General features: G+C 39.3%; 13 protein-coding genes. 5 read left to right on the forward strand and 8 right to left on the reverse strand.

Going from position 1 to position 14,013, the window contains the following annotated elements; all coding sequences use genetic code 11:
• Positions 1-47 precede the first annotated feature (47 nt).
• The 3 genes from CGICJO_RS11830 to CGICJO_RS11840 are packed head-to-tail and all read left to right on the forward strand — an operon-like array spanning position 48 to position 1,781.
• The gene (locus CGICJO_RS11830) at positions 48-1,049 is read left to right on the forward strand and encodes a permease (protein WP_486499050.1); all 1,002 of its coding nucleotides are present in this window, start codon (positions 48-50) and stop codon (positions 1,047-1,049) included.
• Between the two features lie 20 nt (positions 1,050-1,069).
• Entirely contained in the window at positions 1,070-1,390 is a 321-nt protein-coding gene (locus CGICJO_RS11835) for a thioredoxin family protein (RefSeq protein ID WP_486499051.1), read from the forward strand.
• Between the two features lies 1 nt (position 1,391).
• Positions 1,392-1,781: an arsenate reductase/protein-tyrosine-phosphatase family protein gene (locus tag CGICJO_RS11840; RefSeq protein WP_087376044.1), complete on the forward strand. Its 390-nt coding sequence runs from the start codon at positions 1,392-1,394 to the stop codon at positions 1,779-1,781.
• Between the two features lie 43 nt (positions 1,782-1,824).
• Here CGICJO_RS11840 and CGICJO_RS11845 read toward each other — a convergent pair whose 3' ends face one another.
• The 3 genes from CGICJO_RS11845 to CGICJO_RS11855 form a co-directional block, all read right to left on the reverse strand.
• Complete coding sequence (locus tag CGICJO_RS11845; RefSeq protein WP_486499052.1) at positions 1,825-2,568, reverse strand: transglycosylase domain-containing protein; 744 nt, start codon at positions 2,566-2,568, stop codon at positions 1,825-1,827.
• 141 nt (positions 2,569-2,709) lie between these two features.
• Positions 2,710-3,795 (reverse strand): DUF5131 family protein, encoded by a 1,086-nt coding sequence (locus CGICJO_RS11850; RefSeq protein WP_486499053.1) that lies wholly within the window; start codon positions 3,793-3,795, stop codon positions 2,710-2,712.
• 31 nt (positions 3,796-3,826) lie between these two features.
• On the reverse strand, positions 3,827-4,201 hold the full coding sequence (locus CGICJO_RS11855) for a YccF domain-containing protein (protein ID WP_486499054.1): 375 nt from the start codon (positions 4,199-4,201) through the stop codon (positions 3,827-3,829).
• 192 nt (positions 4,202-4,393) lie between these two features.
• Between CGICJO_RS11855 and CGICJO_RS11860 the strand changes: the two genes are divergently transcribed.
• Positions 4,394-4,804, forward strand: a complete 411-nt coding sequence (locus CGICJO_RS11860; RefSeq protein WP_486499055.1) for a peptide deformylase — start codon at positions 4,394-4,396, stop codon at positions 4,802-4,804.
• A gap of 9 nt (positions 4,805-4,813) precedes the next feature.
• Positions 4,814-5,557: a peroxide stress protein YaaA gene (gene yaaA, locus CGICJO_RS11865; protein WP_486499056.1), complete on the forward strand. Its 744-nt coding sequence runs from the start codon at positions 4,814-4,816 to the stop codon at positions 5,555-5,557.
• Positions 5,558-5,647: 90 nt separating this feature from the next.
• Here the strand turns inward: yaaA and CGICJO_RS11870 are convergent, their stop codons facing one another.
• From CGICJO_RS11870 to bcp, 5 genes are all read right to left on the reverse strand, one after another.
• A complete protein-coding gene (locus tag CGICJO_RS11870) occupies positions 5,648-10,249 on the reverse strand; it encodes a lamin tail domain-containing protein (protein WP_486499057.1) in 4,602 nt (1,533 codons plus the stop codon).
• Positions 10,250-10,417: 168 nt separating this feature from the next.
• Complete coding sequence (gene spoIVB, locus CGICJO_RS11875; RefSeq protein ID WP_486499058.1) at positions 10,418-11,506, reverse strand: SpoIVB peptidase; 1,089 nt, start codon at positions 11,504-11,506, stop codon at positions 10,418-10,420.
• 189 nt (positions 11,507-11,695) lie between these two features.
• Positions 11,696-12,280 carry a sugar O-acetyltransferase gene (locus tag CGICJO_RS11880; RefSeq protein WP_486499059.1) on the reverse strand — a complete coding sequence of 195 codons (585 nt, stop codon included), beginning with the start codon at positions 12,278-12,280 and terminating at the stop codon, positions 11,696-11,698.
• Positions 12,281-12,291: 11 nt separating this feature from the next.
• A complete protein-coding gene (locus tag CGICJO_RS11885; protein WP_486499060.1) occupies positions 12,292-13,221 on the reverse strand; it encodes an alpha/beta hydrolase in 930 nt (309 codons plus the stop codon).
• 53 nt (positions 13,222-13,274) lie between these two features.
• A complete protein-coding gene (bcp, locus tag CGICJO_RS11890) occupies positions 13,275-13,736 on the reverse strand; it encodes a thioredoxin-dependent thiol peroxidase (protein WP_486499061.1) in 462 nt (153 codons plus the stop codon).
• Positions 13,737-14,013: the final 277 nt, after the last annotated feature.

Genomic DNA, 14,013 nt, shown 5'->3' on the forward strand with positions numbered 1-14,013 from the left:
AACATATAGATATATGTAAATATAACAATATATAGGAGGCGTATATTTTGGGCGTACTTGATTTTTTACAAACCGAAATTTTGGGCATAGCTTGGCTCAACAGGCTGGTGGCATCACTTTTGACCGCAATAGGACTTGATATAAACAGTCCTTGGGGCGGAAGCATTCATTTCTTTATTTACGATGTAATTAAAATTTTAATTCTGCTTGGTGTTTTGATATTTATTATTTCCTACATTCAAAGCTATTTCCCGCCGGAGCGCACCAAAAGAATTTTGGGAAGATTTAAAGGTCTGCCGGCAAATATTTTAGCGGCACTTTTAGGTACTGTCACACCTTTCTGCTCCTGTTCTTCAATTCCTTTATTCATAGGATTTACAAGTGCAGGTCTTCCCCTTGGCGTTACCTTTTCTTTTCTGATATCGTCGCCTATGGTTGATTTAGGCTCTTTAATGCTTCTCACAAGCATTTTCGGCTGGAAAATTGCTGTGGTTTATGTTATTTTAGGTTTGGTAATCGCCGTACTTGGCGGAACTCTCATTGAAAAGCTTCACCTTGAAAATTACGTTGAGGACTTTATACGAACCGGAAAATCAGTGGATATTGAGCAGGAAAAGCTTAAAATATCCGACAGACTTTCCTACAGCTTTCAGCAGGTAAAAAACACAGTTAAAAAAGTAATTCTTTATATTCTTGTAGGTGTGGGAATCGGTGCTGTTATTCACAACTGGATACCGCAGGATATAATCGTTCAGATTTTAGGTGACAACAATCCTTTCGGTGTAATTTTGGCAACAGTTGCAGGCGTTCCCATGTACGCCGATATTTTCGGAACTATTCCAATTGCGGAAGCTTTGCTTTCAAAAGGAGCTTTGCTGGGAGTTGTGCTGTCCTTTATGATGGCTGTTACCACCCTTTCCCTGCCGTCTATTATTATGCTGAGAAAAGCGGTTAAGCCAAAGCTTTTGGGTATTTTTATAGCCATCTGCACCGCAGGCATAATAATTGTAGGATACTTTTTCAACGCATTTCAATATTTATTTATATAACAGATTTCGGAGGTTTTATTATGGCACTTTTTAATTTTGGAAAAAATAAGAGCGAAAATTCATCACAGGATAAAATTCAGGTAAAGGGAGATTACACTATCAAGGTTTTGGGTTCAGGCTGTAAATCATGCCAGACACTTTTTAGTAATCTTCAGGACGCAGTAAAAAATTTGGATATAAAGGCAGATACTGTCCACGTTACCGATATGGCACAGCTTGCAGAGTACGGAATTATGACCACCCCTGCCCTTGCAATCAACGACAAAGTGGTATCAACCGGAAAGGTTTTAAAGTCCGGCGATATTGAAAAGCTTATAGTTAAATTCGACAGAGGTGAATAATATGAAAAAGAAAATCGCCTTTGTCTGCGTTCACAACTCCTGCCGAAGTCAGATAGCCGAGGCTCTCGGAAAACATTTTTTAAATGATAAATTTGACTTTTATTCAGCGGGCACAATGACAAAACCACAGATAAATCAGGACGCTGTAAGACTTATTAAAAGCCTTTACAATATAGACATGGAGAAAACACAGTACAGCAAAACCTTTGACAAGATACCGAACCCGGATATTGCAATATCCATGGGCTGTGATGTGGGCTGTCCATTTATCGGAAGAGAATTTGACCAAAACTGGGGACTTAAAGACCCCACCGGCTCCGACGATAATACCTTTATTGAAATTATAAAGGAAATAGAAACAAGGGTTAAAGCCCTTAAAGAACAATACTGATACAAGAAAAGGATACGGTTCATTCAGCCGTATCCTTTTTGTTTTATACATATAGAGTGTTTTCATTATACCACTGACTTACCAATTCATCGGATAAAGTTTGGTCTATCAAATTATTTTCCACCATACTTTCAAGAACCTGTTTCATTCTCTCCACTGCAAGCTCCGGGTTTACATCAGGCGAATAATTTGACGGAGCGTTTGGAAGTCCTGCCAGCATTACCGCTTCGGCATTTGTAAGTTCTTTCGGCTCTTTTCCGAAATATCCCATTGCGGCATCGTATATTCCATAATAACCGCTGCCAAAATAAATTGTGTTTACATATATTTCAAATATTTCTTCTTTTGTGTAAAGGGATTCTATTTCAAAAGCGGCGAATACCTCCGCAAATTTTCTTTCAAGCTCTTTTTCCTGGGTAAAAAGCATGTTTTTTGCAATCTGCTGAGTTATTGTGCTTCCTCCCTCGACATAGTCCATGGCTTTTATATCGTTTACCGCCGCACGGAAAATCGCTATTACATCTATTCCTCCATGCTTCCAGAACCTATGGTCTTCAACAGAGATAACAGCGTCCACATAAATATCGGGAAGTTCATCAAAGGCAACATAGTTATCTACACTTTGGATTTCCTCTACCCTGTTTTCTATTGACTCTTCCTTTATGGCTTCGCTGTACATATTGTAGCCCTGAACTCCGAAGATAACTCCTACAATCAGGACAACACACAGCAACAGACAAATTACCGATGAAATAAGCTTTAACAGAGTTTTTATCACTTTTTTCATATTTTTTCTCCCCTTAATGCCAAAATGTAAGATATCATCTTATGAATTTATTTTAGCAAAAAAGAAACTCTAAAACCAATCTAACCTGCTTACATTTTCTCGAAACTTCTTACCTTTTTGTAAGAAATTCTTTAAGGCTCACTACTCAATCTGACCTCTTATCCATTCCATAATAACTGAAACCACATAATCCTGTTCACAGGCGGTAAGCTCTCTGCCCGGGGCAATCTTATGCCATTTATAAAGACATCCACGGCAGCAGGTAGCTGTTGCATGTTGGGCAATAAAAACCGGATGACCTTTTATGGGAGTCTGTTTTCCGTCATTTGAAATATCTTTCGGGACAAGTCTTTCCCTTATGAAATCACGGCAGTGACTTTCTATTTTTTCAATTCCTTTTGACTCAATATACTCTCTGTCCCTTTGTTTAAGCTTAAAACTGCTGCGAAATTCTGATTTTTTCAGCTTTTCAAAAAGCTCTTGAAATTCGCTTTCGGAAAATTTTACAGGTGTAAAATCTATTCCGGCACGTTCTGCCTGGGTTTGCTGATACTTTCTGTCTATCAAATAAACCTTTCCGTCCTTTATGAATTTTCCTCCGGTCTGTTTAAAATGAAAGCTTACGTTTTGCCTTACACATTGTTCCCTTGTGTCTAATATCCAGCTGTAATCGCAGGGTCTGGGATTATCTCCCGACTCTCCTCCGCAGGTGACGCAGCTTATTTTTCCTGTTGCCAGATATTTTTCAATGTTGATTTTTTCGAGCATCGGTTCTTCGATTATTTCACGGTTTATTATTGGAAGCTCAAGAAATATTTTGAGACGTTTATCCGCCATTTCCTGGTTTTCACAGGTGCATATTATTGTGACGTTTTTGTATCCCTGCCCCCAGTCCAATGGAAGCTCCTCGTAAAATCTTTCTATTCTTTTTGTTATTATAACAAATTCTAAATCCGGTCTTTCTCTTATCATGCTCCAGGCCTCACGCCTCCAGTAGTCCGCCTCAGGCAAAAAGAAATCAGAGGTCATGCAGGTATAAACTCTTCCGTCACAGCTTTGAAGTTTATAATCGCCGTTTCTGGTTTTTGCCAAAGGGAAATTAAAATTCTTTGTTTTAGAAACCACAGAACTGTCTTTGCCGTACATAGCGTCACGCCTGTACACATAACAATTTTTACATCCCGGAGATATTTTACTGCATCCATGCCACGGGTTCCATATGTTCATAAATTACACCAACTCTGTCTCAGTTTACTTATCAAAACATAGGTTTATTTACGACCATTGCGCCGAACGGCATAAGTGCAAGCTTTGCAAATTTAAAACACTGCATACCGAATGGTATTCCTATTATTGTACAGCAAAGCAAAAGACCGTTTAAAACTGCGCCCAGTGCCAAAGGTATTCCGCTTATAATTATCCAAAAAACATTTGCAATAAAGGAAACCGCTCCGCCGCCGTACACAACGTCCTTTCCAAAAGGAAAAAACACCAGCGACGCAATCTTAAAGCACTGCATACCTATAGGTATTCCAACTATTGTTATACACCAGAGTATTCCTGCAACAGTCCATGAAAGTCCCTGCCATAAACCGCAGAATATAAACCATAATACATTACCTAAACAGCCCATATTATCCCTCCTTAAAATAAATTATATCATAAAAATTAAACTTTCAACTGTTTTCGCCGAAATTTTATTAAACCGACAGGAAAACAACACTTTAATAAAAATCAATACACTTGATATTTGATGATAAATATCGTATTATTTCTTTAACAGATAAAATATACTATTCGCAAAACATGAAAAGAGGAACAAGTTATGGTTAAAGATATAGTTAAAGACCCGTTTTTTCTTGGTCAAAAATCCACAGAAGCCACCAAAGATGACATGCAAACAGCCAATGACCTTGTGGACACTTTAAGACACAACAGCCAAATATGCGTTGGAATGGCTGCCAATATGATAGGCGTTAAAAAGAGGATTATCGTTTTTGACAACGGCAAAATGATTTCCGTTATGTTCAATCCCGAGATTATTGAAAAGTCGGGAGAATACGAAACCGAGGAAAGCTGTCTTTCCCTTGAGGGTTCAAGACCTACAAAAAGATATGAAAAAATCACCGTGAAATATCAAAACAACAAATTCAAATACATAACTGCAACTTTTACCGGATGGACAGCACAGATTATCCAGCACGAAATAGACCACTGCAACGGGATTTTAATATAAGGAGATTTTATGAAGATAATTATTTCACCTGCAAAAAAGATGAACACTGACACGGACAGTTTTTCCTTTATTGATTATCCGATATTTCTTAACAGGACTGAGGAGCTTTTAAGTATTTTAAAAACAATGTCCAATGAACAGCTTAAAAATCTCTGGAAATGCAATGATAATATTGCAAACCTCAATTATGAAAGACTTAATAAAATGGATTTAAGAAAGAATCTGACTCCGGCTATTATCGCTTACGAGGGAATACAATATCAATACATGGCGCCCTCTGTATTTACAGAAAAACAGCTCGAGTATGTACAGCAGAGTCTGAGAATTATCTCCGGCTTTTACGGTGTCTTAAAGCCCTTTGACGGGGTAACTCCCTATCGTCTGGAAATGCAGGCAAAGCTTAAAACAGATAATTTTTCAAATCTTTACAAGTTCTGGAAAGACGATATTTATAAGGAAATAACCAGCAATGACCGCACCATAATAAATCTCGCCTCCAAAGAATACTCTAAATGTATTACCGATTATATTAGGGAATATGTTGATTTTATAACCTGTTCATTTGCGGAATTTTCTAAGGGCAAGCTTGCAGAAAAAGGAACCTTCTGCAAAATGGCACGAGGTGAAATGGTAAGATTTATGGCTGAAAACAACATAGAAAATCCTGAGGAAATAAAGGCTTTTGACCGTCTGGGATATAAATTTTCAGAAAACCATTCGGACAAAAACACCTATGTTTTTATCAAGGAATAAACTCAAAACGCTGCCGGACTAATGTCCGACAGCGTTTTTTAATGGCAGTATAAAAGATAATGAATCAGAAAATGTTTTGATTATTTTTAGTTACTCCATTTTTGCTGCAATTCTCTGAATTTTACTTGCATCGTCTATATTGACAATTCCGTCCTTGTTTACATCCGCTATTGCTGTATCCAAGTCACCGTACTTATCAGAGCCTGCAAGATGGAGCTGAATTATTGTTGCGTCCATAACTGTGACTTTTCCGTCATTGTTCAGGTCGCCCAAAAGCTTCTCATTGCCTACAGTTACATAGGAAACCTTGCTTCTTGTAATTCCTCCGAACTGGTCTGTAACCTCTGCGTACCAGCCGTTTCTGCCTTCCGGTGCATTCTCCCAAACTACGGAAGCTGTTTCACCGCTCTTAACATTTTCAACTGTACCGATTACATCGTTAGTGAGAACCTCTGCGGTAAATCCGCTTGTGGAAACTGTCTTTGTCTCAGGAGTTATTCCCAAATCTGCAAAGCTGATTTCAAAATCCTCTTCACCTACAATACCTTCTCCGCCTATTCCCGGATAATCCTTTGCATTGTAGTCGTCAAGTGACGGTGAATAAGTCTTTATAATTATTTTTTCGCCCTCGCAGTCGAAGTGCATAAGTCTGATATATCCCATGCCGCCTTCTGTCAGTCCCTGATAGTCGAATAGCATCTGGTAAACATTTCTGTCGTTTACTCCGTCTCCGTCGTCATCAAACTGAGAAACTACTGTCTGTGCGTTGTGGTAGTGACCGGAAAGCACCATGCGTACATTCGGATTTACTGAAACAACCTCGTCATAAACTCTCTGAGGTTCTTCTCCAAGGCCGCCGCTGGCAAGGAGATATTCATGGAAGTTGAGTATTGCTATTCTGTCAGGATACTGTGCAAGAACATCGTTCATCCACTTAATCTCTTCGTCGCCTATTCCCCAGCCTGTAAATATCATTATAAAGTCTATTCCGTCAACTGTAATAAGGTCGTAATGTCCTCTGTTGTCCTTGTAGCTTCCGCCGTACCAAGGATTTGAGCTGTATCTGTCCTCACCGAAATACTGGGAGAATTTTGAGTAGTCGCCGCTTAAATGTCCTACGTCGTGGTTACCTGCAAGTATTCCATACGGGAAGTTTGTTTCATCAAGCTTCTTGTATGCATTGTCTGCATTTATCCACTCTGATTCGATAGGCTCGTCATCTATAATATCTCCGTCATGGAAAAGATACTGAATATTCATTCTTGAACGGTTTGCAATAAGCCAGTCGTGTATATCGTTTTGATACTGATATTGTCCTATTGCACCAGGGTTATCCGGTGTATCCTCGTTGTAATACTGTGTATCGCTTTCTATTGCGAATGTGAAGTCGTAAAGGCTTCTGTCCAAATCGTCAGGGTTTGATGTTGTTATATTTTCATTGTCGGAAGGTATTGCCGGCTCTCCCTCAGCGTACTGAGTAGGTGTATAGCCTTCGCCGTTTTGTACCATTACCTTTACAACATTATCTGACACGTGAGCTGCGGCAGGTATTGTAGCTTCAAGAGTTGAAGTTCCGTTTTCTGTTATAAGCTCTGCATCTGTCTTGTCCCAGCTGTTTGTGTCTGTATTGTATACATAAAGGTAAGTTGCGTTATTGTTTGTTTCTCCGCTCCAGCTTATTCTGATGTTTTCGTCAGCTTCAATTCCCTTTGGAAGTGAAATTTCAAACTGCTGGTAAGGGAAACCGTCTCCTGTATTCTCTTCAAAAACATTTTCGGAAGTTCCTGCTGTATCGCTTATTCCCTCTGAAACTGTTATGTTGCTGTCGCCAAGACTATAAAGCTCGCCCTGCTTAAATACAACATTCATGTCGTCACCTGTTGGGTCGTCAACCTTTACGGAAAGTACAGGGTCAGTGTCTGTTTCTGAACCGTCCTCAGGCTTACCGTCTGAGATATCCGGATTTTCTTCAGGGATTATAAATGTGATTGTTTTATCTGTGGTATTTGAGCATTTATCAGTAACATTGAACTGGAGTGTGTGCTCGCCTGCTTCCATGTCCACTCCGTTTATGTCCATTGGAAGTTCTACAGCTTCACCGTCAAGCTTTACAGTTGATGTGGCAATTCCTGAACCTGAGTCTGTGATATCTGCGGAAATTGTGAAGCTTCCCTTATATGTCTTGCCGTCCTCAATATTGCAGTCAACCTGAGGAGCTGTGTTGTCAACATTTACTTTTACTGTCTTTGTTTCTCCGTTAAGTTCGGCGGTTACTGTGTGCTCGCCGTCCTCTGCGGACTTTGTATCGAAATCATATGCAAGGCTGTTAAATGATGAGTCATCCACTGTAAACACTGCATTGAGGATTTCTATTTTGCCTGAGGAGTCGCCCATGCTTATAACCTTTGCCGGTTCTTCAAAGCCTGCCGCTCTCAGTGTCTTTCCGTCAGGAAGAATAAGTCTTATATTCTTTACAACAAAGTCGTCGTTGTTTTCCTCGTTGTGCTCAAGGGCATTTGCCTTGTTTCCTGCGTGAATGTCAATCTGAATTGTTTCGCCTTTGGTGAAATACTGAGGGTCTACATCGTAAACTATTGTCTGCCAGTTCTCATATGTTCCCTCGTTGAAAATTCCCAGAACATCGTCGCCTATTGCAACTGCATTTTTGAAGAATGTATCTGTCTGACTTACTTCAAAGACAAACTTTGCATTGTTCTCTATTGACGGATATGCAAGTGAAGTAACGTCCTCGCCGTCAACAGTCATCTTTGTACCTGTTGTTATAACCTGTTTTGTGCCTGAGATATACTCCCCGTCCTCAACATTGAACTTTAAGCTTTCCTGTGAAACTGAGGTTGAAACTGTCTTTGCAACAGGTGTTGTAACTGTGTTAAATCCGTCGCTGATTACAAAGTAGTATTCAAAATATCTTTTTGCTGTAAGGTCGATAGACTCAAGAGTCTGTGTGAACTTGTCGCCCTCTGTTCTGAAAAGATTGTATCTTTCAAAGTTTTCAGTTGTGTTGTCATGATAGTAAAGGGAAACTGATTTTATTGTTGTTTCCTCTGACTTTGCTTCAACTGCGAATGTAAGGGCTTCTTCGTCTGTAAATGTGTCAGGTGTAAGGTCTGTGTATGAAGGCTCATTTTCAGGAACCTTTACCTCTGCCATTTCCGGCTTCTGGTCGTCTGCAACTGTTCCCGGTGTCGGTACAGCGTCATCTGCTGTCATTACGCTTTCACCTGAGTAAATGTCGTATTTAAAGGTTATTGTTTTGTCGGCGTTTGTGTTGTCCTCACCGTTCATGTTGTATGCTACAAAGTCAAGCTCATCATGTACAGCTGAGGTAAGACGCAAAGCACGTGCTCCGCTGTTTGCCATACCGCCGCTTTCAATGCAGAAGAGATTTTCATTTTCTTTTAAATCTGTTCCGAATTTCTGGTTGAAATCGTCTGCGGTGAGGCTGTCATTCTTGCCGTTTTTAACCCAAAGAACAGCACATTCTCCGGATTTTATTATTGTATCCTCATCAAAGCTTGCCCACTGAACATCGCTTTCGTCGCCGTTGTCCGGGTAATTGTAGTAGAGGATATAATCCTTGAGATTTACATTTTCATTGGAGTTATTGTAAATCTCTATAAACTCGTATGCGTCGGCGCCGTCAACATTGGAGCTGTCCGGAAGAATCTCTGTAACTGTAAGTACAGGGATTGTACTTTTGTCTATCTCTCCGTCAAGAACCTTTACTGTTTTTTTATCGGTTTTTACGATTTCAATACCGTTGCTGCACTGTACATACCAACTGAAAGAAGCGCATCCGTTTACATCTGTGTAAGGAACTTCTCCCACAAGTTTGCTGTCCTGATATTTTACATCATAGGATTTATATTCTTCCCAGTCATCCGCTTTTACAAAAAGCTCTGCTGAAAATACCGCTTCATTATTTTCAGAAACAACCTCTGCCTGCCATGCCTTGTTAAATTCCTGTACATTGGAAGCAGATACAGTCACGCTGAAGTTTTCGGAAAAGCTATAGGATACATCAGGCTTTTGTTCCTTTGATATTTCTCCGGGTGTTGCCTTTGTGCTGTAACCAAGTCTTGTTTCCTCTATGCCATTTTCATCATAGGCAAAGGTTATACCGTTGTTAAGCTCTACAAGCTTTACATTATTGTCGTTGTATTTTACGCTTGCAAGCTGTGTTCCGGTTTTTGTGAGAAGCTCTAAAACTCTTTCCTTGCTGTTGTGGAAACCGTCGCTGTGAATTGTGGCGAGATTTTCACCCAATACAAAGGATGTGCCGTAGTAAGCGTTAAAATCATCTGCTGTAAGCTCTGAATTTTTTCCGTTTAAAATCCAAAATACCAGTGTTTCACCGGGCTCGATTTTAAGACCGCTTTGGTCGGGAGTCCATATGTCGGTGTTGTTGTACCTAACTGTAAAATCGTCCATTGAAAGAGTTTTATCGGATGTATTGTAAATCTCGAAAAACTCATAAGCGTCGGATGAATTTACATTGTCTGTATCCGGCGTTACCTCTGTGATTATCAAAGGTGTGCGCATACCGGTATCTTTTGTTTCATTGGCAGATACCGCAACTGTAGCTGAAGTTGAAGCCATAAGAACAGCCAACACGCAGCTTACAAATCTTCTTTTCAGATGTTTAATATTCTTTGCAAACATCAGGTTCATAGCCTTTGTTTACTCTCCTTTCAGTTCTTAATATCATTTTTCTCAGGATATTCAATCCTTTATTATTTTAGCAAAGTGAATTTTTTTCATCTATCCAATTACTGTAAAGTGTTTGAAAAATTTTATTAACATAAAAAAGTTTCCGCAGACTCTCCACGGAAACTTTTTTTACTGATTTACTTCATCGGATATTTTAAGCATGTTTTCTATAAATATTCCATAGCCTTTTTCCGGCTGGTTGACAAACACATGGGTTACTGCGCCCACAAGCTTCCCGTTTTGAATAATTGGACTGCCGCTCATTCCCTGAACTATTCCTCCGGTCTTTTCCAAAAGCTCTTTATCTGTTATTTTTATAACCATGTTTTTGGTCTTTTCATCACCGGAGTTTACCTTTTCAATATATACGTCATAGTATTGGGGAGTTGTTCCCTCTATGGTGCAGTAAATCTGAGCTTGTCCCTGCTGTACCTCTTCCTTACCTGCAATCTCTATTGCCTGTCTGTTATATGTGGGGTCTATCTCGCATATTCCGTAAAGTCCAAGTTCACAGTTTACTGCGGCCTCGCCTATTATGTCGGAATTAAAATAGCCTTTAAGCCCTCCGGCTTCTCCTTTTACGGATTTTTCAGCGTCGGTTATTGTGGCTGACATAATCTGACCTTTTTCTACAGGTATTATCTCCTCTGTGTCGTTGTCGCAGATACCGTGACCCAATGAACCAAAGGATGAGTTTTCCGTATCATAATAGGTTATAGTTCCCAGTCCTGCGGCGCTGTCCCTTATCCACATTCCGGCACGTGTTATACCTTGGCTGTCCTTTACCGGATACAGTGTTGTTTCAAATTCTTCATCTCCACGCTGTATCTGCAAAGCTATACCGTTTTCATCCGACCGGGAAATAATTTCCGACAGCTGTTCATTGGACTGAAGCTTTTGGGAGTTTGCATAGGTTATAATGTCGCTTTCCTGTATTCCGGCTTCCTTTGCCGGAGATTTCTTGCCTGAGTCGGTTTCAACCTCTGATATTTCAACCACCATCACCCCTTTTGAATAAAGCTTAATTCCGAAAGCATCTCCTCCAAGAATCACTTGTCTTGAGGATGTTTCCTCGGCTATTACATTTTTTCCCACCGGGTCAGCCTGATTTTCCATTGGATAAAAAACAGGAAAAAATGAAAAAGCTATTACAAGGTACATGGCAGCAATTAGTTTTCTCGCATCCTTAATTTTTTCGTTATTAAAAATTTTAATCACCTTCTTTCAATTATATTTTTCCCTTTTTAAATCAAATAGAAAAGGAAATTGTCTCTTAGTATTATTTTCTTTTAAAATGAAAAAAGCCGATGAAAATAATCATCAGCTTTTCTAAAATCTTTTATATTTTTATTTGTTTTTCATTACCAAGTTTTTCATATTAGCGGTTAATATATTATTGCACGGATATCACTTATTTTCCTTTACAACTCTGCAAGGATTTCCGTATGCTATGACATTATTCGGTATATCCTTTGTAACGACGCTGCCTGCGCCGATTACAACATTATCACCTATTGTCACTCCCGGAAGAACAATAGCTCCTCCGCCAATCCACACGTTATTTCCTATAACAATAGGCGCCGTCTGGGTTTTGCAAAACTCAACAGAACCGTCGTTTTTCATCTCGCCGAAGCGTTCTTTTGCGCTTAACGGATGAAAAGCGGTATAAAGCTGTACGTTTGGAGCTATAAGCACATTATCTCCTATAATTATTTTATTATCATCGAGGAACGTGCAGTTCATATTGACTTCGCAGTTATTACCAAAGAAAATATTGTTTCCGTAATCCACATAGAAAGGAGATGTAATCCATAGATTAGAACCAAAACCACCCAGCAACTCTTTTAATATACTAAGTTTTTCTTCTCTTTTCTCTGAATCGGTATTATTGTATTTTCTTACCAGGTTCTTTCCTCTATGCCACATTTCCAAAAGTTCTTGATCTGAGCCGTCGTAAAACTCACCGGCGAGCATTTTTTCTCTTTCAGTCATTTAAAGTTCTCCTATTCATTCAGCCACAGGTTCAGCGTATCGAGAATATCACTGTAAACAGCTTCTTTTCCCTTTTCGTTGATTATCTCATGGCGCATATCTTCAAATATTCTGTATGTAATATTTTCATATCCCATGGCTTTCAGATGTTCAATGGATGAGATGAAAAGCTTTTCGTTTACCATACACGGGTCGTTTCTGCCGGACAAAAAGCGTATTGGCAAATGAGGATTTTGAACTTTCCAGCCATCATTAGAATATGTTTTTGAAAGCAGTTCAAGCAATGCCTTGTATCCGTTAAAGGTAAAGGAAAAATTGCAAAGAGGGTCTTCGTTATACTCATGCACAACATCCAAATCACTGCAAATCCAGGAATTCGGAATGTTATCCTTTCTGAAATTCCTTTGAAGGGCATTTACAAACACATTATTTACAACAACACTTCTTCCGTGATCTCCGTGTGCTTTTATGAGATAATCGTCAAACATATTACCGAATCTTCCCCAGGGGTTATTGCTTGGACTGCCGCATACAAACAGACCCGACAGTTCCTTATCATATTCTTTCAGGTAACATCTTGCGCCCAAAGAACCCATACTGTGACCCAAAAGAAAAACCTTAAAACCGGGCAGAGAATTTTTTCCGTATTCTGTCACGGCGTGGATATCTTCAACCAAAGAGTCCGCTCCGTTTTCATAAAAATAACCAAGGTCGTCATATCCACGGACACTTTTTCCGTGTCCTCTGTGGTCATGTATTATACAGGCAAAACCGTTTTCGTTGAGAAAGCGTATAAAGGGCAGATAACGCTCTTTGTGTTCGCACATTCCGTGAGAAATCTGCACCAGTGCTTTTGGATTTTCCGGCTTTGTCATTATAGCCGAAAGGGGAAGCCCGTCGCAGGGTGATTCAACAGTAAAATACAGTCTTTCAATTTTCAAATTATGTCACTCCCAACAGCAGCATTAAAACCGCAAGGATAATCTATTATAATTTATTCTATTCCCAAATATGCAAGAATTTCTGTGGCGTTGTTGTCAGGTTTTACTTTTTCCCAAACCTTTTCGATTTCACCTTTCTCATCTATAAGATAAGTTGTTCTGACAACACCCATGGAAACTTTTCCGTAGAGCTTCTTTTCCTTCCATACATCGTATGCTTTTATGGCGGAAAGCTCAGGGTCGCTTAAAAGAATAAAAGGCAGACTGTGCTTCAATGCAAAGTTTCCGTGAGATTTTACACTGTCCTTGCTTATTCCTATAACGGCAATCCCGTTTTCGGTATATTTATCATATGATGAAGCAAAGGCGCATGCCTGTCTTGTACATCCCGGTGTGTTGTCCTTTGGATAAAAATAAACTACTACCTTTTTGCCCATAAAATCTGACAGTGAAACCATGTTTCCGTCTTTATCGCTTAAAGTAAAATCAGGTGCTTTCATTCCCGCTTGAAGCATAATTATCTCCTCCGTTTTTGTTTTTTATTATATCATAAATATCCAAAAACGTACAGTATTTTATTAAAAAATAAAACAAAATTAACAGATTTTATTTTTTGAAAGCCTTTGAGAAAATTATGTTTATTTGTCGTATACAAGTGTTTCGCCACATCAAAATGCATTTAGCCACAACTTAATTGACTGCCATGTTTTCAGATGATATAATCCACCCTGTGATTAAACACTGCTTTTTTACATATGTATAAGTGTTTGCCACAAAAACAAATTCAAACTA

The organism is Candidatus Limousia pullorum, assembly GCF_057405065.1.